This window comes from Candidatus Omnitrophota bacterium, from assembly GCA_026387175.1.
Classification (GTDB): domain Bacteria; phylum Omnitrophota; class Gorgyraeia; order 2-01-FULL-45-10; family 2-01-FULL-45-10; genus CAIMPC01.
In genome coordinates this window covers 163,771-183,852 of sequence record JAPLME010000010.1, presented here as the reverse complement: position 1 = coordinate 183,852, position 20,082 = coordinate 163,771, and the positions used below count along the sequence as shown (strand labels likewise).

Here is a 20,082-nt window from a genome sequence, read left to right as displayed (position 1 = left end):
TGCTTGTTAGTCAATAATTATGCTCTACAGAAAAGCGGCGGAGACGGTGTCGCAGAAGAGGATCCCCTTGTGTTTTAACGCGATACCGGTTATGGAAGCGCCCTCTCTCTTATATTTGATCAGGTCCTTATCCGCAAGTTCCAGTAAAGACTTACGCTCGAGCTCCTGAAGATCATATCCCGTCTTCTCCCTGAACCACCTGAGATCTATACCGTCCCTGGTCCTGATCTTTATCGCGGCCGTCTCTTTCGCCCTTCTTACAGGCGACAGCTTCTCGCTCGACTCGATAAGGCTCGCGCCGGACTGATAGCGTTTTATATATTCCCGGATACTCGAGACATTTTTGGCCCTTACGCCGTCCATATATGATACGGCCGATGCGCCGAGGCCAACATAGGGATTATTTTCCCAATAATTTAAATTATGCCTGCACCGGAAACCTTCATCTTTGGCGAAATTCGATATCTCATATTGTTTGAATCCCCGTACAGCCAATAATTCCATTGCTGTCTCGTACATCGCCGAGGAGAGGTCATCCTCAATGGGCGCGATACTCTTATCGAGGATAGCCTTAAAGAGAGGCGTGCCTTTTTCGTATGTGAGAGAATAGCAGGATATATGGCTCACCGGAAGTTTGACAGCCTCTTCGATTTCACTCTTCCAGTTTTCGGAAGCCTCGCCCCATACGCCGAATATCAGGTCGATGCTTATATTAGAAAAGCCTCTCTTTGCCGCCAGATAAACCGCTTCGCGGGCCTTTTCGGCGTTATGGAGACGCCCGAGTTTTTTAAGTTTTCTATCATCGAAGGACTGGACGCCGATGCTGAGCCTCGTCACTCCCGAATCCAGCAAAACCTTTATCCGGTGATCGTCCAGGCTTTCCGGATTGGCCTCCACGGTGAATTCGGGGCTTGCGCCGGCGAACTTCGGCTTTAATGCCTTCAAAAGGCGCTCCAGGAGTTCCGGCTCGAGGGCGCTCGGGGTCCCGCCGCCGATATATATGGTCGAGAAGGCTTGTGGCAGTTCCTCTATCTGGTTTATTATCACATCGATATAAGCGGCGGAGAGTTCACGGTCATAGATCTCACTGTAAAAATCGCAGTAAAAACATTTGCGTTTACAGAAAGGTATATGGATATATAAAGAGGTTTCCATGGGTTCCGGGATAAAAAAGGAGGCGCGTCTTCAACGCGCCTCCTTTAGCGAAACTGTATTTTAGACTTTCGTCCTATTTATTCAGCTTATTGATAACATCCTGCATGAACTTGCCGGCGATATCTTTACAGCCAAGGCCGAAGGCAAGCGCCATGCCCACGCCTATCGATATCAGGACTATATTTACCGCTAGCACCAGAAGAGCTGTAGCTACCTTAAGCTGCTCAATAGCTATTATAACGGTGAATACTATCAGGATCACCTGGGCAAGCTGAGCCATCAACTTCGCGTTCTTAAGGCCCGCATTCGAGCCGGCGGTGCGTATCACCGTGGCGATGAAATTGGCAAGAAACGCTCCTATTACAAGAATGAACACAGCGGCTATTATATTCGGTATATATTCGACCACTCTGGATATAAGATCGGACGCCATCTTAAGGTTAAGGGCATCCAGCATCGTAGCTACCGCCACAAGCATAACAAGCCAGTAAACTATCGCGCCAATGAGCTCGGACAGGGAAAGTTTTATATCGCCCTGCGCCAGCACTTTGGAGATACCTATCTTATCGCTTGCCATGTCCAGACGGACAGTCTTGAGAACCCTTGTAACTACCGCCTCTATAAGCTTAGCCAACAGCCACCCTACTACGAGGATGATTATGGCTCCCATTATGGCCGGAATATAGCTCCATATCTTAATGGCCATAACTTTTATCGGCTCCATCACCACAACGTTCAAATTATCCATCCAACACCTCCCTTAATTAGTATTAATGGTAATATTATACCATGTAATCCTGTTTTGGCAAGAGCGACGGACGTAATTTTACCGTTAACCGCATTTCGAATAGCCGCAGGAGTTACAGACCATGCAGCCTTCTATATGCCATAGAGCGCTTCCGCAATCCGGGCAGACCCCCACTATATCGCCTTTTTTACTGTTACCGGGCTTGTAAGTGCTTTCGCCGGAGGATGTCTGGGCCTCAATGGCCACCTTTGTATTTTCAAGTACGTTTACCTGGGCCTTGGCCTTAGAGGCGCCATGAAGCCTTCTTTCCAGGACGCGCGCTATAGCGTCCGAACAGGAGAATATCCTGCCGCCCTTTTCCCAACTCGGGGACGGGCATCTTATGCCGCGGATCTGTTCTATTATAGCCGTAGCTTCTATGCCGCTCCTGAGCGCCAGCGATACGAGCCTTCCCAGAGCCTCAAGCTGGCTCATAGCGCAACCACCCGCTTTACCCATGGACATGAAGACTTCGAAAGGCAGCCCCTTCTCATCCACGTTGATCGTAACATAGAGGTTTCCGCAGCCTGTGGCTATCTTTGTGGTGGTGCCTACAGTGACGTTCGGGCGAGGCCTCGGTATGATCTTTACCGGCATGGCCTTCTCTTTGGATGAAGCATCCTTCGACTCCTGAGGCTTACTCAATACCTGCTCCGCCCTGGAATTATCCCTGTAGATAGTGGCGCCTTTGCAGCCGCTTTCGTACGCGAGCATATATATGACGCGCACGTCCTCCACAGTAGCTTCCTGCGGCAAGTTTACGGTCTTCGATACCGCGTTATTGGTATATTTCTGAAATGCCGCCTGCATCTTTATATGCCAGTTCGGCGCTATATCATGCGCAGTCACAAACAATGCCTGCACCTCTTCCGGGATCTCCTGCATCCCGCGTATAGTGCCGTGCTGCGCGATCAGGTTCATCAGTTCGGGCGTGTAGAAACCTTTTGCCTCCGCCACCTCTTTAAAATAAGGATGGACCTCGACCATCTTCACGTTGTCCATTATGTTCCTTATATAGGATATGGCGAATATGGGCTCTATCCCGCTGGAGCAATTGGCTATGATCGAAAGGGTACCCGTAGGAGCTATCGTGGTGAGGGTCGCGTTCCGGAGCGGCTTCGCGCCTTTGGTATCATATATGCTTCCTTTGAAGTTAGGGAAGGCCCCTCTCTCCGCGGCCAGTTTCTGGGACGCCGAGGTCGCGCGCTCCAGGACGAACTTCATGGTCTTCTCGGCGAGTTTTATCCCATCGCTTGAGTCGTACCTTACCCCGAGCATGAAAAGCATATCGGCAAATCCCATGACCCCGAGCCCGATCTTGCGGTTCGACTTTGTCATATCCTGTATCCTCTTCAAAGGATAGGAGTTCATGTCTATTACGTTATCGAGAAAATGGACGGCCTTCTCGACCGTATCCCCGAGTTTGTTCCAATCGATCCCTCCGGAAGATACCATATTCGCGAGATTTACGGAGCCGAGGTTACAGCTCTCGTAAGGCAAAAGCGGCTGCTCGCCGCACGGGTTGGTCGACTCTATCTCTCCACACTGAGGGGTGGGATTATCCTTATTTATCCTGTCTATGAATATTATGCCGGGTTCTCCGTTCTGCCACGCCATCTTTATCACAAGGTCCCAAACTTCCCTGGCGTTCAGTTTTCCGAACGATTTCTTCGAGCGCGGGTCTATCAGGTCGTACTCCTCGTTCTTCAATGCCTTAGCGATAAAATCTTCCGTGATGGCCACGGAGATATTGAAGTTGGTGATCTCTTTGTCTTTTTCTTTGCAGGTGATGAATTCCAGGATATCCGGATGGTCTATCCTCAGGATGCCCATATTCGCGCCGCGGCGCGTGCCGCCCTGTTTCACAGCCTGGGTGGCCGCGTTAAATACCTTCATGAACGAGACAGGGCCGCTCGAAATGCCGCCAGTAGATCTTACGGGAGAGTTCTTCCCTCTCAAACGCGAAAAACTGAAGCCGGTACCGCCGCCCGATTTATGTATCATTGCCGTGTCTTTTATCGTTTCGAATATCGACTCCATCGAGTCGTCTATCGAGAGTACGAAACATGCCGACAGCTGCTGCAGCTCGCGCCCGGCGTTCATCAGGGTCGGGGAATTGGGCAGGAAATCAAGATCTGTCATCATCTCGAAAAATTCTTTTTCGGTCTTCGCCACCTCTCTGGAGGTCTTGCCGTAATACGAATCGGCCGTGGCGATATTCTTCGCTACGCGCCGGAACATATCTGCCGGCGTCTCTACAGGCTTACCATCATCGTTTTTCTTCAGATACCTTTTCTCTAAAACCTTTACCGCATTCTCAGACAACTTCGAATTCACGCCCGTATCTTTCCCCATTCTCTTTCTCGCGGCCTCCACTTTTCCTTGTTTATAACCGATTAAATAGACCTTGGAGATAATATCACGCGCGGGATATGCTGTCAAGAAAAAACACTACATATTGTATGTAGTGTTTTTAAAAATACTATTAGTAGTGTTTTTACCGTCGGCTGCTATTTATTTTGTCTCTTCTTTTTTTGCCGCGGCCTCATCTTTAATTTCGCTCAAGGCCGCTATCACAGCTATCGCTCCGGCAAATATTATTATCGGGGGGATCGAGCCTTTGAGAAGCGCCGCAAAATAATACCACCATTTCATGAGTCCGACTATTCCGATCAAAACGGCTATGGCGCCTACTACTACGCCGGTATATTTTCCCATTGGCCCCTCCTTAGATTAACAGTGAAAGTATAGCACATAAGAGTCCCGGAAACAAGAGAAAATAGTCACTTAGCGCGGGCGTGGTGGCGCTTCTTTTCGGTGACCTGGAAGTGCATATACTTGCCGAGCATCAGGCGCGTCTGCGCGTCGATAGCGGGAGTCGAGCCGAGGAACGCCGCAACGAACGGCGCGAGCAGCCACTGCGTATACATCACGAGGTGCTTCTGCGGTTTCACATCTTTCGGCCTTGGCGGCAGGAGCTTTATGCTCACAAATATTAATATGAATAACGTAAATAACGACATGTTAAAGAGTGTGGCGGAAACGCTCGGAAGATTGTACCCCATCGCCGTCTGTCTGAAGAGCCCGCCGCCGAATATTATGGGAAGGGGCGCGATGAACGTGACTATTATGGCCCAGACGGCCCAGGTATAATGGCTCTCGAGTATATTCAGCGACCTTCTTATCTTGGTCAGGAGCGGTATCTTCTTATTGTGCATAAAACCGATCACCAGGTAAGGAAAATTCTCGACACCCCACGCCCAGCGCCGCTTCTGCTTATATTGCTTTACGATAGTGGGCAGGACTTTACTTTCCGTGGCGACATCCATTGAGACCGTTACGTACATGGGCACGACGGCGTAGTGCCCGTCAAAATGCAGGAAACATTTCCAGTATATTACAGAATCGTCGGATATCATGTCCAATGGCCAATAGTTGACTTCGACCAGCGTCTTAAAACTCATGCTGTGGCTCGAGAATGTGACGAACTTTTCGATCCTCATGGTCTCCACCAGCTGCATAAAACTGGAGCCAAGCTCCAATAGCCTGGCAATAGAACGGGCATGCCATATATTATTATTGTAGACGGGAATAGGCTGGTAGCTCGAACGCGTCCGGTCGGGACTGGCAATATATTGGTATGTAAGGCACCCGAAGTATTCCCTGTCAGCGCAGGTATCGGCGTCAAAGCATGATATCACCACATGCTCGTAATCTATCTTGTTGGAATCGAGAAAATCCTTTATCGCTCTCGCGCCCCAGGTGGCATTAGCGCCTTTTGCCTTTATCTCTCCGGGTAAACCATCGGGGTGAGACGTCACTAAAAACTTCCAGAAATTCTTCTCGTGCGCTTTCTTGAGAGCCAGCGCGTTATTCCAGGCATCCTTACCAGCCCTCTCCTCCACGCTCAGGACCATTATCATCTTATCTTTAGGGTAGTTGGAATTCTCGATCGACTCGATCGACGGTTTCAATATCTCGGGGCCCTCTTTATACACGGGAAAGAGCACCGCATGATAGATATTTTTATGCTCAAGGCCCCTGACCCTGCCCAGCAATTCACATTTCTTAAACCAGTCCCAGTTCCGCTCCCTGGCAAGGCGGCGGTAGGCGAAGAGCAGCAGCATACTGAGGTATGTCATCCTTATCACCCAGTACAGGTCGAAGGTTATTACAAATATCGCCACCCAGAGCGGTTTTATGAAGGCAAAAATAAATAGCCCCAGGATCGTCGTCCATGTGAGGAGCCCCGGGATTATCTCGAAAAGCCTTCTATAGAACCTATCTCTTTTCATATCCGGCTTCCTGCTCTTTCTTAATCAAACTCTGTATTATGCTGTCGAAGAATTTCTGTTTAAGGTTAAGCCTGTACAGGTAGTTCGATTCTTTGGAATCCGCGCCTATGTGCGTATCGATGAAATATAATGAGCCGCTATTCTCATCGTAACCGACATTCTGCGGCTTCGAATTAAATTTGTACAATGACACTATATTGCGCGTTCCGGCGCCGGATAACTCCACCACCTTTATATCTTTATGGGTGACCACTATTATGTAATTTGCGCTGGGATACCAGAACGCGTCAATGATAAGGCCGTCGCCCGTAAAGACCTCTTCCACCTTCACGGCTTCCTGCTGCATATGGATCACTCCGAGCGTGCCGGGAGAGAAAAAAAGGAGGTCATTACCATCTGAAGAAAATCTCTTGCCGATGATACCGTCGGGCCAATTTCCGTAAGTTGCCAGCCTCGTCATATTGCCTCCGTCCATATCGGAACGAAAGAACCCCGACTTCTTCATATAGTATATGTAATTTTTATTCGAGACGATAAAGTCGTGTATACCCCTCTGGCTTATGGCCTTCATCTCCTGAGTGATCGGAAAGAGGATTATCCGGTCCGCCTTCGTCGCCATGTTCGGCTTGACGACTATATCCTTCTCCCACGGATAAAAACCGTCCTTGCGCACTTCTACCTTATAATCGCCGGGCTTCAGCTCCTCTATCTGGGCGGGTGTAAGTTCCTGGCGCATGGCGCCGTTTAAATATATCGAAGCGCCTGCCGGGCGGCTCGCGATGTAAAGGATGCCCGTCTTATATATCTTGAAATTGCGATAATCTATCTTATAGCCAAGCGCATACGACAATATCACCGGCAGCAGCACGCAGAACAGCATCACCGAAAAATAGAACGCTATCGCCCTTCCTATCTTATCTATGGGCCTCATATTATAACCTCGATATCCTGAGCTGGCCGCATCCGGCGTCTATGTCTTCACCCTTCGACTTGCGGTGGGTCACGTTTATACCATTATCCTTAAGGATCCCCAAAAAGGCTTTTATCTCGGTAAGCGACGGCCCGGAGTAACCCTTGATCCTTATCTTATTGTAAGCTATCGTATTCACTTTACACTTCACATTTTTTATCAGCTTCACAAGCTTAAGCGCGTCTATAGGCGAAGCATTGGCGCCTTTTATCAATATGTATTCGAACGTTATAACGCGGTTAGTCTTCTTTATATACTCATCACAGGCGCGTATCAACTCTTTAATGTGATACTTCTTATTTATAGGGACAAGTTTTGAGCGGAGATCGTCATCGGCAGAATGGAGCGATACCGAAAGCTCGACCTGAAGGGCTTCGTCCGCCAATCTCTCTATCCCGGGTATTATACCACAGGTCGAGATGGTGATCTTCCTGGCTCCTATATTGAACGCATCCGGGTCATTGAATAGCCTCACCGCCCTCAATACATTATCATAGTTATCGAACGGCTCGCCTATCCCCATGAAGACCAGGTTCGTAACAGGCGCCCCCGGATTTTTTGATTTCACAAAGATGACTTCGTCCAGTATCTCCGAGGCCTTAAGGTTCCTCACAAATCCGAAAGGAGCGCTCGCGCAGAAACTGCAGGCGAACTTACAGCCGACCTGGCTCGACAGACATATCGTCGCTCTCTCTCCTTCCGGCAGGAAAACCGTCTCGATCGTGCTCGCGTCTTCCAGCTTCAACAGATACTTCGTAGTGCCATCCGAGGCCGAGCGCCTGGAGTCGAGCATAACCGGGTGCGTGATATGAAATCTGCCCTTGAGCTTATGGCGCAGCTCATCCGAGAGGTCAGTCATCTCATCGAACGACCTCACTCCGGACTTATAGAGCCAGCGGAATATCTGCTTCGCTCTGTAGTCCTCAGCGCCGAGTTCCTCCAGCGCCGGGCCGAGCTCCGCTTTCGACAGGTTCTTTATATCAGTTTTATCCATAGTAACTATTAGGTCTTTTAGGAGATTTTTTTCTTGGCGAAGATCTTGTAGAAACAGAATATAACTAGCGCTGTTATGAATCCCCATGACAGGACCAGAAACGCCCAGCCCGACGGTCTCATAGCCTGGTCCTCCTCTTTCTCGCCCACGCCACCTTCACCATAACCGCCAGGGCGATAAATATCGCTATCAGGAATAGCCTCGTCCCCAGGACAAAAGGCTTGTCGGCATCCGGCACGTTCTTCATAAGTATCGTGGGTATGCCGTCCTGGTAAAACCAGAAGCCGAGTATCGCGAACAGGAAAAGCGGAGTTATATACTTTATTATGAACTTGTAGATCTTCGGAATGTTCATATCGGCGCCATGGTGTATCTCCTTCCACGCCTTCTCCATCCCGAATATCCAGGCAAAGAGTATTATCTCGATGGTCGCGAAGAATACGAGGCAGAACGTGCCGCCCCAGAAGTCGAGCTCGTTCACAACGCCCTTGCCTATCAGGAATATCGCCGGCTGGCAGAGCACAAAAGTGACGGCGCCGAATATCTGCACGGCGCGAAACCTGGTTATGTTAAACTCGTCTTCCAGAAACGCGACTGCCGGCTGAGCCAGCGATATGGACGAGGTTATCCCTGATAGGAATAACAACATAAACCATGCTCCGCCGAAGAGGCCCGCGAACGCCACCTTCTGAAATATCAGCGGCATCGTGACAAACCCGAGATTGAACGCTCCGCCTCGGGCTATAGTCTGGATATTCTGGGGCCCGAAGAATACGAATGCAGCGGGAATAATGATGCTTCCGCCGATGACTACCTCGGCGAATTCATTGGTTCCAGCGGCGGAAAGTCCCGACAGCACCACATCATCGCCCTTAGAGAGATAGCTGGCATAAGTGAGTATAACGCCTATGCCTACGCTGAGCGTAAAGAGTATCTGGCCCGAAGCGGCGAGCCACACCTTAGCGCTAAGGAGCGCCGAGAAGTCCGGGTTCCACAGGAACCCTAACCCGTTCATAAGGTTCCATGACGGCCTGGAAGGGTCGGGAGTGCCTAACGAGAGGACCCTGGCCATCACTATGAACCCGCAGATGAAAAGAAGCGGCATGGCTATTTTACACAGCTTTTCGATGCCGCCCTTGATACCATGATATATCACCCATATATTGGCCAAAAATGTTATCACGAAAAATGTATAGGCCGGAATGATGCTCGAAAAATACTGATTCTTTTCGAGCCCCTGGAAGCCGCGCAGGAAGGATTGCATCGCGCCCTCCGTGCCCGAGCCGGAATACTTCCCGATGATAGCGAAGAAGCTGTAGGCAAGGGTCCAGGATTCTACGTAAACGTAATAGATGAATATGATGAGCGGGCCGAATATCCCGATGACGCCGAAGTATTTTATGAAGCGGTTCTTTTCCCACATCGTGTGGAATATGCCGGGCGCCGTGCCGTGCCCGAACCCGCCGCCGTAACGGCCGAGCGTCCATTCCACCCACATAAGCGGTAAGCCTAAAAGTAAGAGGGCTATGAAGTACGGTATCATGAACGCGCCGCCTCCGTTAGAGGCTGCCTGGACGGGAAATCTCAGAAAATTTCCCAGCCCGACGGCGCTTCCGGCCACCGCCATTATGATACCCAGCTTTGTCCCCCAGGTCTGCCGCTTATTCGCCATATCCATCCGTTTTAGCGCTGGTATGCCTACGAGGTCTCTTTTATCGCTTTGACGAGAGCCTCTTCAAAGAGATCCGTTCCGAGATCCATCTCTTTTTCGGTGATATAGAATGAAGGCGCGAGCGTGAAGACATTCTTATAGTATCCTCCGACATCGAGCACAAGCCCGCGGGTCTTTCCACCTGTGGTGAGACGCCCGCTCAGGCCTATCTCTTCTATCCTATCGGTGAGCTCTTTATTAGGAGTGTACCCGTCCTTCTGGCAGATCTCGATCCTCAGCGCGAGGCCGAGGCCGTCGACATCTCCTATCTGCGGATACTTTTTACGCAAGGCTTTCAGCCTCGAGAGGAAATATTTGCCTTTTTTCGGTATCTCTGTAGCAAAGTCCGATTCCTCTATAATCTTCATCACCTCGAGCCCCGCTGCGGTGCCCTGAGGGTTGGATGAGAACGTCGAATGGGTCGAGCCCGGCCCGAAGACCTTAGGGTTGATCAGCTTCTCCTTCGCCCATATACAGGAGATGGGGTTCATGCCGTTCGTGAGGGCCTTGCCAAAGACTATTATGTCGGGCGATACGTTGAAATGCTCGATGGCCCAGAACTTTCCCGTCCTGAAGAATCCCATCTGGATCTCATCGTCGACGAGCATTATATTGTATCTATCCAATATCTTTTTAAGGGCCGGGAAATATTCCATCGGCGGCACCACGTATCCGCCCGTGCCCTGCACCGGTTCGACATAGAACGCGGCAAATTCGCAATTATTGTTCTTCTTGTTAACAACGCCGTAATATTCCGTCGCGAAGAGTTTTTCGAACTGTTTCAGACAGAACATATCGCAGGATTCTCTCTTCTCGCCGTACGGGCACCTGAAGCAGTACGGATACGGAACGAACAGCGCCCTGTCGCCGAAATGGCCGAACCTCTCCCTGTAGCGGTAACTCGATGTTATGGCCGAAGCCCCCAGCGTCCTGCCGTGGTAGCCTCCCATAAAAGCGAATACGAGATTTTTCCCCGTATGGTTACGGACAAGTTTCAGTGAGTCCTCTACCGCGGATGCCCCTCCGACATTGAAATGGATACGCCCGTCTTCTCCGAACGTCTTCTCGGCCCTCCGGGCAAGCTTAGTCGCCAGCAGGATCTTCTCCTCATGCAGGTATTGGCACGCCAGGTGCGGCAACGCGTCTATCTGGCGCTTCAGAGCGTTACTGACGCGCCCATTGCTGTACCCGAAGTTAACGGCGGAATAGAGCATCTGGAGGTCCAGAAATTCCACTCCCTCTCTGTCGTATAGAAACGAGCCGTGGCAGCTTTTAAATATATTGGGCTCATGGACATAATGGACCGTGTCGCCCCATGAACAATATTTGCTTTCCAGCTTCATCAGCTCCTGGTGGGTGAGCCGGCTGCTGAGGTCTTTAACATCTCTCTTCTCTTTGCTTTTCGTCATAACCTTTACTTTCTGGTTCACGCTAGTCTCCTTTTAAGATATTCGTAAACATCCTTCATATCGTCAAACGGAACGTGAGGCACCTTCTCCGCTTTCAGGTGTTCCTTAAGCGAGCTCTTCGCGAATACCAGCTTCGCTTTTCTGGAAGGACATAGATCGGATAAACCATCCCCTATATATATCGATGTGAAGCCGGCTTTGACATTAGCCAGCATATTCTTACTCTTGCAATGGGCGCACCCGCCGCACTTCTTATCGCTATGCGGAAATGACGGGATCATCACATCCTCAAGCATCTTTAACGAGTTGCAATAAACGTCCAGGCCTTCTATATCGTTATTCTTCAGTATGCCCTTCAGTATGTACTCGAAATTATCGCTTAATATCACCGTCTTTATCTTCTTGGAGCCGCATAATTTTAAGATTTTCTTAAAAAAAGGGTCTATCTTTATCGTAGTGAGATACTTATCGAGCCGTTCACGGGCCAGGCGAATGCCCCTCATCTGACCGTCCAGGCACTCTCTGGAGCCTATCTTGCCGAGCCTCCACTCCTCCTCAAGCTGCATCCATTTATCGTCGCGCGAGAAACGTTCCAGCATGTCGTCCAACACGTCGATCTCGGTGATCGTATTGTCGAAATCGAAGAATACAACGCAGTTTTTTATCTTCTTATCGTTTTTACTCATAATGCTTTTCTGCCGGAGGCATCCACCAGTTCCTTTATATCATCGACTACCCCGTGCTTCAGCAGCTCTTCGAGCGCAAGGGGTATCGTCAGGGACCAGTTGGTCTTTGCGATCGTGCCCGGCACATTTATCCTGTACTGGTAAGGGTCTCCGATAAATATGCCGCCAACGTAGAGGTAATCTATAAGAAGCTCTATCGAGAATACCGCGCGCGAGCTTAAAGTTATATTGAGAGCCGAGCGCATGATCCGGGCATCGCACTTTTCCTTCATTGCGCCATTAAGCTTAAACCGCGCCCATAGCTTTTCCTTCTCCATGTACGTATTTTCGTACATATCGAGAAAGTCCTTCAGCTCTTCCTCGCGCTTACCCAGAATTCCAATGTAAATCTCTTTCGTCTTTACCTCATCGTTCCAGCGCAGGCGCCCGCGCCCGGAACGTTCGGGATCGAAGAGCTCTCCCTTAACGCGTTCGTAATTTATGCCCCGTTCGCCGCACTTCCTGATGAATAACGCCTCGTCAACGGTGCCGGCCTCATTCTCCCACCATGCCGCCCAGTTAGTCGTATCGTGCGTGGAGAGCATCGCGACCGCTGCGGCGCGGTATTCCTTAGGCGCGAGGAAATCGTGGCTCACCGACCAGTCCTTTACCCATCTCTGAACCTCATTTCCCGGTATGCCGAACTCCTTCAACATCTCCGGGCAGGCCTTCGGTATCATACCGAGATCCTCCGCCGAGAGCAGCATCTTAGTATTGTCCGTCAGGACCGACAATATCCGTCTGCCGTGATCGCTCCATACATTTTCATCCGCCGGGTCGAAAGATCCTTTTAGCCCCTCGTTCTCGAGCGGCTCATTATAAGGTATGCTCCATATACGGAACAAGCCGACGACGTGATCGATCCTCAGGATGTCGTAAAAGTTCTCTGCATATTTTAATTTCTCCTTAAAATATTTATACTTATCGGCGGCTATCTTTTCCCAGTCGTATGTGGGCATGCCCCATCTCTGCCCTTTGGAGCAATACATATCAGGCGGAGCCCCTGCCGCGAAATCGAGCTTGAAGTATTCGGGATGTGCCCAGACATCGGCGCTGTCGCGCGATATCAATATCGGCAGGTCCCCCTTTATCAGGACATGCTTCGAAACGGCGTATTCTTTTGCCGCCTTGAATTGTTTATACAGCACCCATTGGATCCACTTCTGGAATGTGATATCTTTTTTATGGTCTTCTTCAAAGAGCGAGAGCGCATCCTCGTCGCGGTATGCATATCCTTCTTCCCAGTCATACCACGGCTTCCCCAAGTGGCGGTTCTTAAGGACCTTATAGAGGGCCAGATCGTCCAGCCAGTATTTATTTGCTCCTGTAAATTTCTTGAATTCAGGCGAGGCGACGGCCTCCGCGGCAAATATATCCCATAGCATCTGGCGCTTCTCTTCCCGTATGGCATAATCGACATGTCCGCTTCCCGCGGGAAAGAACTTCCGTATCCTGTCTATCTTCGTTTTTATCGCCTTGTTACAGGTTAAAGGGGCCGCGTTGAAAGATATATAAGACGGCTCAAGAGCAAACGAGCTTATGGCGTCGTAGGGACAAAATGTCACCCCTATCTCGTTCATCGGCAAGAGCTGCAGGATAGAGACTCCTGTCTTTTCGCATAGGTCCACCAGAAGTTTCAGATCGTCCAGGTCGCCTATTCCCGCGCTATTCTTCGAATATACCGAAAATAACGGGACCAAGAGGCCCGCGCGCTTGTGGGTCCCTATCGCCTTCCACTTATCGGATGAGAGCGTCTTAAGCAGATCTACTTTTTCCTGAGCCATAAATTGCCTTTATTTATCCTAATATACTATATAATAGCCCTTATCAGGTCAATAAAAATAGTGAGCGAAAACGGGAAATGACGGCTATTTCACATCTACTGTTCTGCTCTGCGAAGATTATACTCGACATACATCGCAAGGACTTCCTGGATCTTAATCGGGGCGGGCACCACAAAATAATGGCTTATAATGGCATGGGCCATTTCGTGGCCCACGATCTCGCGCTTAAATCCCTCTTCGGATGTATAAATGGTATTTAAACTGTAAAAATAAAAAGACTGCTTATCCTGAAGATCCGCATTAAACATACGCTTATAGACATCTTTCAGGAGGCCGTTATTCCGGCATATCTTGATATTTATCTTAAGGCTATAGATATGCATATCGAGAACATCGGAGACCTGGCCGAATAGAGCGTCGATCATAAGCCCGAGTTCATCCTCATATGAAGAGGCGCCGCCCAGTGTCAGGCCGGACAGCACCTTATCCGCCTGCCGCACATTAAGACTTCGGATAAGGTTTGTAACATCGGCTTCCGGCGGGTAATAAAGTACGGCGTATTTGCTCTCGATCTTCTTCGCTGAGCCGAAACCATCGTCAAACGCATATGCGGCGCCGGCGCTCAAAAATAGAGCGATCAGCACGATATATACGCGGATTATTTTATGACGACGCATTGTCAGGGTCATTGAAGCTCTAAAATTTAAAATGGTGCAACGCCTCGTCAAGTTCCGAGGCTTCCTTCTTCAGCTCTCTCAGCTCCGAGTCGTCCACGCTTTTACTCTTTTGCACATCCCCAAGCTTATTTTTCAATTTGGTGAGCGAGCTATTGACCGCTGTAAGGCCCTTACGCACATTGGACATCATATCGTTGAGGGCTTTCGCGACATCCTGCAGTGAATCTTTTCTGCGCAGATGGCAATTTTCGGAGAAATTCCCGCCGCTCAGATCGGCGAGCGTCTTCTTAAACCTGTAGGCCGGGCCCGCTATGCGGTGTGAAATAAATAGAGTAATAAATATGGTAGCGATACCTACAAATACCGTGGCGATGACAAATGTCTGTATGAGCAGCGGGAAGAGAAAGTCGGCCGTGGTCTGGACGACTACACGAGAATTAATGAAAGAGACTGTGGTGGCCTTATTCGACAATGAATACAATACCACCATTATGAACAGGCCCGTGGCGGCCACAAGCATACAGAATTTAAGGATGAAGGTCCCCTGGAACTTCTTATCGATAAAATAATTCTTTCGCCTTATCCGGCGAGGAGGCGTTCCGGCGTTTGTCATATATGCTCCCTTATTTTTTCTCTTTCAGGATATCGTTATTTACGGTTATATGCGACTTTTTCCGCATTCCGGCGATCCAGTCGTTAATGATCTTTGTCTCTTTCGACCTGGCAAGGTCCCATTTTATGCGTTTATAAGCGTTCGCGTACGATTCACTTATGTTGCCTTCCTTCAGTATGTTATCGTATGCCCTTCTGACCTCATCATCGGTCACGAATGACGACTCCTTTATCTTCTTTGTCTCTTGATCCAGCGCTATCTTTAACAGGGACTGCTCCCAGAATTTTTCGATCATCCTTAAGAAACCCTTCTCCTTATCGAGCCCCTCCTTCTGCGCATATTGCAGTATCAGTTTTCGGTCGATCAGGGTGGTCAGGAAATTCTGGCGGGACTCAAGGCTGTCTATCTTGCCATAGGCGGAATCCTTAAATTCCTGCTCGAACTCGTCGCGTGTAATGGTGTAGCTGTTTATCTTTACAACCGTGTCTTTGTCAGCAACTTTGCATGGCTTCTGACAGCAGCCGCTTACGAAGAAAAATGCCAATAATAAGAATAATAGATATCTTTTCCTTATCATATAACCCTCCTGGTCGCTAATTGTAAGTAACGATCTTTTCTAGTATTATACCTTCTAAAAAAAGAAAGGGCAAGTTATTCACTTACCCTTCACTACCTTAGAATTATGAGCTCCATCCTGCTCCCAGGGTGTCCCCTTCCAGGATGGCCCCGGGCTCTAGTGAGGATGGCCCCGGGCTCTAGGAGGCGGCTATCTTTTCCTGCAGATAAGTGAACTTGTGTGTTATGTAATATTCCCTGACATCCTTCTTTACCAGTGAACCTAGGGCAACCCTGAAGTCGCTTTCTTTAAACCTGTTTGACACGCGCAATAACCCATTTAAATCTTCCCGGGACGCTTTTAGCGCTATCCCCTTTCTGAGTAAAAACTCTATGTCATAGAAATCCCTTATCTCATGGCGCTCCAAAGCCGCCTCGATCTTATTCTTCATCATCTGCTCTAAAGACATGACCTTTAAGATAACCTGCTTTGAGCTAAAGGTAGAGAACGCTATCCGCTCCTCAAAATCGCACTTTTTTACCTCTTTGCGTATTTCAAGTTTAAGCCTTTTGGGATAGCCTTTGGCGCGCAACTCCAGCAAAATCGTATAATGTTTTATCCAGGCGTCGGTCAATTCATATTGTTCGGCAAGGTATTTTTTTAATTTAGTAAAATATAATTCAGGGTCGGTCTTTTTCACAAACCAAAAGTCGAGATCTACAGAGTACCTGTTCAGCTCGTAACACAGCCTGAGCATTGTGCCGCCGCCAAATACCAGCGGTTCAAGGAATCTGCCGCTATTCATCCTTTCCAGGGCTTCGATCTCCAGTACTTCATGTCTTTCGAATGTATCCATATTCCTTTAAAACCTCTTTTGTTTTTTCAGGAAATTTTTCGGAGATCGCCTTGATCTCGCCTATATTTAATTTACCGCGGTCTATTGAACTTAAATCGAGATTATATCGTTTAATGCTCATAAAGTACACGGCGTCAAGAAACGCTTTTTCGGGAGTCGCTATAAAAAAACCTTTCTTTTTCGCAAATCCAAAATACAGGCCTTTGTTTATCTTAGTAAAATTAAAGGCCGTGTCCGATACATCCGCCTTTTTCGTGCGTTTTACAGCTACGGACTCTATAAAATCTCTCTGCATTTGCGTCGTTATCTCATAATAGTCCAGAGCGGTCATTAAAGATATATAGGAAGGCACCTGAATAATATTGGCTATCGTGAACTTTTCTTCTTTTGTCAAGGCATCCCACCTGTCTCTCAGGACATAGGTATTCCTCTTAACCCTTAACAATATCCCCTGATTTACATACCTGTTGGCTGAAACCATAGCGGATCCTGGGGTTATACCTAGAGTCTTAGATATCTCCTCATATCCGAAATAAAGCTTCTCTATACTCTTCAATTTTGTGTAATTCATGAAATACACCTAATTAACATATTTGTTAATTAAGTATACTTGATAAAAGTGGGTTTGTCAAGTGGCGCAAAAACAAAAAAAATCCCCGACCATATAGCTATGTCCGGGGATAAAAAGAAAAGGCAAGCTAATCGCTTGCCCTTAACGGCCTTAGAATTATAAGCTCCACCCTGCACCCTTCCAGGATGGCTCCGGAGTATTGCTTCGCCGTTTTGGCAAATAACTAGAAAAACCTGTTGAGGAACTGACGCGGCGTGAGGACTTTGAGCTTACGTCTTGCCCTGGCAGGATAATGGGCCACATTGCCGGTGATCAGGCATTCTGCCTTTCCGGAAATAGCGACTTCCAGAAACGGCTCATCATCCAGATCCGGTAAATGTCTTGAAAGCGGCAGGGATGCTACCGGAACACCGAAATGCGTAATAAAGTCGATCAATTGCTCAATTCGGGTTTTATCAAAAGAAAATTTCGGTCGCAGTAATACTTCCTCATACTCTGAAACTATGCGCGCGTCATATAACAGATCAAACGCTCCGGAGGCAACCATTCTTATTATCTCCGCGCTCACGCCATAAGGCGATAATAGGCCCGATACGAGAACATTGGTATCGATGACAACCTTCATCCCTTAACTCTTCTGCTGCGGACGATCCCGATTTCAGAGTCGATTTCGCTATCTTTTATCATGAATTTTTTGGATTTCGCCCCCTGAAGCTGAAGAGCGGTAACAGCGCTTATCGCGCGCGCTCTCCTTATAGCGGCAAGCGAATCCTCCAGCGACTCTTCCGAGATCGCGGTCATGATGGCGATAGGCTTTCCGTTCGACGTCAAAACCATCTCCATACACTTCGGAAGCTCGACCTGTATCTGGTGCGATTTAGACCTGAGATCTCTTATTGTGACAAATTTCATACATCCCTCCTGTCACCCATAAGTATACACTATTGTGACACTATTGTCAATCTACATTTAAAAGAAAGGGCAAGCTATTCACTCGCCCTTAATAGTTATCCATATTGCCGTGGTATTTGTTGTTGGTATGAGTGCCATCCTGCAGCTCGCTTTTAAGCTCTTGCTTGGAAGGTAAGTATAGTTTATATTTCGATGCGAACATCTGTTTGCTTCCGGAAAGAAGGGTATATTTGACCATGGTATTGTTCTTATTAGAACACAGGATCAGGCCTATCGTAGGGTTGTCTCCCTGTTTCTTTTCCTCTCCCTCGAAATACCGCATATAAAAGTCCATCTGCCCGATGTCACCGTGAGTAAGCTTACCTATTTTGAGATCGATCAAAACAAAGCATTTCAGTAAATAGTTGTAAAATACAAGGTCAATATAGAAATGGTCTCCATCAACAGTGATACGCTTCTGTCTCGCTATAAAAGCAAACCCCCGGCCAAGCTCAAGAAGAAATTTATGAAGCTTATTGATAAGATTGCTTTCAAGGTCCTTCTCCAAAAGAGACGTATTCTCTTTGATATTAAGAAATTCCAGAACATATGGATCTTTAATAAGGTCTCTAGGGTCTGAAACAGCCTGCCCCTCCCTGGCCATCCTTAAGATCTGTTTCTTGTCTTTACTTAAAGCCAGTCGTTCAAATAATAGAGAATTTATCTGCCGATCCAGCTCACGGGAACTCCACCGGCTCTTAATGGATTCAACCTCATAAAATCCGCGGGCCTCTATATTTTCAACCTTAAGAAGCAAGCGATAATGAGTCCAACCCAAAAGTGAACGCAGCGCGTTCACTTTTGGAAAAGCGAGATAAAAATTCTTCATATACCACAAATTTCTAGGGGTAAACCCTTTCCCGAAATCTACGGTCAACCTTTCGGATAATCCCTTTATAAGAAAATCGCCATAGCCGGCTCGAGTTTTGCCTTTCTGTTCGTGCTCAACGATCAAGCGGCCGATCTCCCAGTAAGCTCGCACCATAGTTGAATTGACTGTTTGTAAAACACGGCTTCGCGCCTCATTTAATATTAAGGCGACCCGCTTATACAAAGCTTCCGTAGATTGTTTTGATATTTTACTCATCTTATCAGCTCCTTTTAAGACTAATGGTTTTTGGCATATGCATCCCCTACATATAAAGACGCTAAAAAGGCCAAAATTGTTGCAGATTATTTTAAAATAAATGCAAAAAATCCCCGGACACAGTTATGTGGCCGGGGATAAAAAGAAAGGGCAAGTTATTCACTTGCCCTTCACTGTATCTACGTTGCGGTAGTATTTGTTATCGGGAGAGCCCCTGATTTCCGGAGTTCTCGAACAACGACCTGAGTCCTTCATGGCCTACCAGGTTTATCGAGCCATTCAAGAAGCTGTAAGAGTTCGCGTCAAGGATCATCGCGTTAAAGGCCGCCATATCGTAAGACGTCAGCGGCTGGTAGAAGTACACCCCGCCCACGCTCGGATTGACTATATTTATCTGATATGTGGTCATCTGCCCCATATCCGGAGACGGGTATCTGGGGTTTTCCAGGGTCGAGAGCTGGGTGGTTATAGTCGTTGTATTTGTAAGCGTAGGAGAAGGAGGCGGTGGATTTGTTGCCCAACCTATACAATTAAAGAATACACTATTCGCATTATATATGGCCGGGCCTACATTATTAGAATCGTGCACCTCAAGGAAATCCACAGCTACAGTTCCTTGCGGATCTATCTTCCACTGCGTGGGAGAAGCGCTACTCTGTAATATAAGGCGGTTTATGATAGACGTACCTTTCAAAGTGAGGGTGCCTGTTATTGTCTGGGTCGAGCCCGCTGTAAATTGTAGAGTCTTTCCGGCAATATCGCAATAGAGGTTATTAAAGGTGGTATCGCCTGATATGTTTGATTGGCCGGCGCCTGTAAATTTAACGGTTCCCGTGCCGGGAGTGAATGTTCCATTGTTAGTCCAGTTACCGGAGATAGTAATAGTTTTATTACTGCAATTTAATGTGCTACCCACACCTATCATTAAATCACCTGTTATA

Annotated in this window: 20 protein-coding genes; all 20 read right to left on the bottom strand. The window is 48.1% G+C overall.

The features are described 5' to 3' along the window. Positions 1-24: 24 nt before the first annotated feature. The 20 genes from hemW to NTY76_05970 all read right to left on the bottom strand — a co-directional run bounded on the left by hemW (position 25) and on the right by NTY76_05970 (position 20,066). Complete coding sequence (gene hemW, locus NTY76_06065) at positions 25-1,155, bottom strand: radical SAM family heme chaperone HemW (GenBank protein ID MCX5678656.1); 1,131 nt, start codon at positions 1,153-1,155, stop codon at positions 25-27. 73 nt (positions 1,156-1,228) lie between these two features. Further along, complete coding sequence (locus NTY76_06060) at positions 1,229-1,903, bottom strand: hypothetical protein (protein ID MCX5678655.1); 675 nt, start codon at positions 1,901-1,903, stop codon at positions 1,229-1,231. A gap of 84 nt (positions 1,904-1,987) precedes the next feature. Continuing rightward, on the bottom strand, positions 1,988-4,297 hold the full coding sequence (locus NTY76_06055; GenBank protein ID MCX5678654.1) for a vitamin B12-dependent ribonucleotide reductase: 2,310 nt from the start codon (positions 4,295-4,297) through the stop codon (positions 1,988-1,990). Positions 4,298-4,456: 159 nt separating this feature from the next. Next, positions 4,457-4,660 (bottom strand): hypothetical protein, encoded by a 204-nt coding sequence (locus tag NTY76_06050; protein ID MCX5678653.1) that lies wholly within the window; start codon positions 4,658-4,660, stop codon positions 4,457-4,459. Positions 4,661-4,725: 65 nt separating this feature from the next. Continuing rightward, on the bottom strand, positions 4,726-6,237 hold the full coding sequence (locus NTY76_06045; GenBank protein MCX5678652.1) for a glycosyltransferase family 2 protein: 1,512 nt from the start codon (positions 6,235-6,237) through the stop codon (positions 4,726-4,728). Continuing rightward, positions 6,224-7,168, bottom strand: a complete 945-nt coding sequence (locus NTY76_06040; protein ID MCX5678651.1) for a PEGA domain-containing protein — start codon at positions 7,166-7,168, stop codon at positions 6,224-6,226. Before NTY76_06040 ends, NTY76_06045 begins: the two co-directional genes overlap by 14 nt. Position 7,169: 1 nt before the next feature. Continuing rightward, the gene (gene rlmN / locus NTY76_06035) at positions 7,170-8,201 is read right to left on the bottom strand and encodes a 23S rRNA (adenine(2503)-C(2))-methyltransferase RlmN (GenBank protein MCX5678650.1); all 1,032 of its coding nucleotides are present in this window, start codon (positions 8,199-8,201) and stop codon (positions 7,170-7,172) included. Positions 8,202-8,319: 118 nt separating this feature from the next. Beyond that, complete coding sequence (locus tag NTY76_06030) at positions 8,320-9,873, bottom strand: sodium:calcium symporter (GenBank protein ID MCX5678649.1); 1,554 nt, start codon at positions 9,871-9,873, stop codon at positions 8,320-8,322. A gap of 26 nt (positions 9,874-9,899) precedes the next feature. Continuing rightward, on the bottom strand, positions 9,900-11,255 hold the full coding sequence (locus tag NTY76_06025; GenBank protein ID MCX5678648.1) for an aminotransferase class III-fold pyridoxal phosphate-dependent enzyme: 1,356 nt from the start codon (positions 11,253-11,255) through the stop codon (positions 9,900-9,902). An 83-nt stretch (positions 11,256-11,338) separates the two neighbouring features. Continuing rightward, positions 11,339-12,007, bottom strand: coding sequence for an MtnX-like HAD-IB family phosphatase (locus tag NTY76_06020; protein ID MCX5678647.1), 669 nt, complete (start codon positions 12,005-12,007; stop codon positions 11,339-11,341). Then, positions 12,004-13,830, bottom strand: coding sequence for a 4-alpha-glucanotransferase (gene malQ, locus NTY76_06015; GenBank protein MCX5678646.1), 1,827 nt, complete (start codon positions 13,828-13,830; stop codon positions 12,004-12,006). The genes NTY76_06020 and malQ overlap by 4 nt, the downstream gene beginning before the upstream one ends. 95 nt (positions 13,831-13,925) lie before the next feature. Continuing rightward, a complete protein-coding gene (locus tag NTY76_06010; protein MCX5678645.1) occupies positions 13,926-14,507 on the bottom strand; it encodes a hypothetical protein in 582 nt (193 codons plus the stop codon). Positions 14,508-14,526: 19 nt separating this feature from the next. Continuing rightward, positions 14,527-15,120 carry a methyl-accepting chemotaxis protein gene (locus tag NTY76_06005; GenBank protein MCX5678644.1) on the bottom strand — a complete coding sequence of 198 codons (594 nt, stop codon included), beginning with the start codon at positions 15,118-15,120 and terminating at the stop codon, positions 14,527-14,529. Between the two features lie 10 nt (positions 15,121-15,130). Then, positions 15,131-15,697 (bottom strand): SurA N-terminal domain-containing protein, encoded by a 567-nt coding sequence (locus NTY76_06000; GenBank protein ID MCX5678643.1) that lies wholly within the window; start codon positions 15,695-15,697, stop codon positions 15,131-15,133. A gap of 178 nt (positions 15,698-15,875) precedes the next feature. Then, complete coding sequence (locus NTY76_05995) at positions 15,876-16,532, bottom strand: nucleotidyl transferase AbiEii/AbiGii toxin family protein (GenBank protein ID MCX5678642.1); 657 nt, start codon at positions 16,530-16,532, stop codon at positions 15,876-15,878. Beyond that, positions 16,510-17,103, bottom strand: coding sequence for a hypothetical protein (locus NTY76_05990; protein ID MCX5678641.1), 594 nt, complete (start codon positions 17,101-17,103; stop codon positions 16,510-16,512). Before NTY76_05990 ends, NTY76_05995 begins: the two co-directional genes overlap by 23 nt. 223 nt (positions 17,104-17,326) lie before the next feature. Beyond that, positions 17,327-17,728: a putative toxin-antitoxin system toxin component, PIN family gene (locus NTY76_05985; GenBank protein MCX5678640.1), complete on the bottom strand. Its 402-nt coding sequence runs from the start codon at positions 17,726-17,728 to the stop codon at positions 17,327-17,329. Beyond that, positions 17,725-18,015, bottom strand: a complete 291-nt coding sequence (locus NTY76_05980; protein MCX5678639.1) for a type II toxin-antitoxin system Phd/YefM family antitoxin — start codon at positions 18,013-18,015, stop codon at positions 17,725-17,727. The genes NTY76_05985 and NTY76_05980 overlap by 4 nt, the downstream gene beginning before the upstream one ends. Positions 18,016-18,103: 88 nt before the next feature. After that, positions 18,104-19,141, bottom strand: a complete 1,038-nt coding sequence (locus NTY76_05975; GenBank protein ID MCX5678638.1) for a PDDEXK nuclease domain-containing protein — start codon at positions 19,139-19,141, stop codon at positions 18,104-18,106. Positions 19,142-19,340: 199 nt separating this feature from the next. Beyond that, entirely contained in the window at positions 19,341-20,066 is a 726-nt protein-coding gene (locus NTY76_05970) for a hypothetical protein (protein ID MCX5678637.1), read from the bottom strand. Positions 20,067-20,082: the final 16 nt, after the last annotated feature.

What these genes read in the sequence shown, in the direction of transcription:
- NTY76_05970 (MCX5678637.1), bottom strand. Translation starts at nt 20,066, where the DNA reads ATGATAGGTGTGGGTAGCACATTAAATTGCAGTAATAAAACTATTACT.
- NTY76_06030 (MCX5678649.1), bottom strand. Translation starts at nt 9,873, where the DNA reads ATGGCGAATAAGCGGCAGACCTGGGGGACAAAGCTGGGTATCATAATG.
- NTY76_06025 (MCX5678648.1), bottom strand. Translation starts at nt 11,255, where the DNA reads ATGAAGCTGGAAAGCAAATATTGTTCATGGGGCGACACGGTCCATTAT.
- NTY76_06055 (MCX5678654.1), bottom strand. Translation starts at nt 4,297, where the DNA reads ATGGGGAAAGATACGGGCGTGAATTCGAAGTTGTCTGAGAATGCGGTA.
- NTY76_05990 (MCX5678641.1), bottom strand. Translation starts at nt 17,103, where the DNA reads ATGAATTACACAAAATTGAAGAGTATAGAGAAGCTTTATTTCGGATAT.
- NTY76_06020 (MCX5678647.1), bottom strand. Translation starts at nt 12,007, where the DNA reads ATGAGTAAAAACGATAAGAAGATAAAAAACTGCGTTGTATTCTTCGAT.
- hemW (MCX5678656.1), bottom strand. Translation starts at nt 1,155, where the DNA reads ATGGAAACCTCTTTATATATCCATATACCTTTCTGTAAACGCAAATGT.
- NTY76_06040 (MCX5678651.1), bottom strand. Translation starts at nt 7,168, where the DNA reads ATGAGGCCCATAGATAAGATAGGAAGGGCGATAGCGTTCTATTTTTCG.
- NTY76_06010 (MCX5678645.1), bottom strand. Translation starts at nt 14,507, where the DNA reads ATGCGTCGTCATAAAATAATCCGCGTATATATCGTGCTGATCGCTCTA.
- NTY76_06005 (MCX5678644.1), bottom strand. Translation starts at nt 15,120, where the DNA reads ATGACAAACGCCGGAACGCCTCCTCGCCGGATAAGGCGAAAGAATTAT.
- rlmN (MCX5678650.1), bottom strand. Translation starts at nt 8,201, where the DNA reads ATGGATAAAACTGATATAAAGAACCTGTCGAAAGCGGAGCTCGGCCCG.
- NTY76_05980 (MCX5678639.1), bottom strand. Translation starts at nt 18,015, where the DNA reads ATGAAATTTGTCACAATAAGAGATCTCAGGTCTAAATCGCACCAGATA.
- NTY76_06045 (MCX5678652.1), bottom strand. Translation starts at nt 6,237, where the DNA reads ATGAAAAGAGATAGGTTCTATAGAAGGCTTTTCGAGATAATCCCGGGG.
- NTY76_05985 (MCX5678640.1), bottom strand. Translation starts at nt 17,728, where the DNA reads ATGAAGGTTGTCATCGATACCAATGTTCTCGTATCGGGCCTATTATCG.
- NTY76_06060 (MCX5678655.1), bottom strand. Translation starts at nt 1,903, where the DNA reads ATGGATAATTTGAACGTTGTGGTGATGGAGCCGATAAAAGTTATGGCC.
- NTY76_05975 (MCX5678638.1), bottom strand. Translation starts at nt 19,141, where the DNA reads ATGAGTAAAATATCAAAACAATCTACGGAAGCTTTGTATAAGCGGGTC.
- NTY76_06000 (MCX5678643.1), bottom strand. Translation starts at nt 15,697, where the DNA reads ATGATAAGGAAAAGATATCTATTATTCTTATTATTGGCATTTTTCTTC.
- NTY76_05995 (MCX5678642.1), bottom strand. Translation starts at nt 16,532, where the DNA reads ATGGATACATTCGAAAGACATGAAGTACTGGAGATCGAAGCCCTGGAA.
- malQ (MCX5678646.1), bottom strand. Translation starts at nt 13,830, where the DNA reads ATGGCTCAGGAAAAAGTAGATCTGCTTAAGACGCTCTCATCCGATAAG.
- NTY76_06050 (MCX5678653.1), bottom strand. Translation starts at nt 4,660, where the DNA reads ATGGGAAAATATACCGGCGTAGTAGTAGGCGCCATAGCCGTTTTGATC.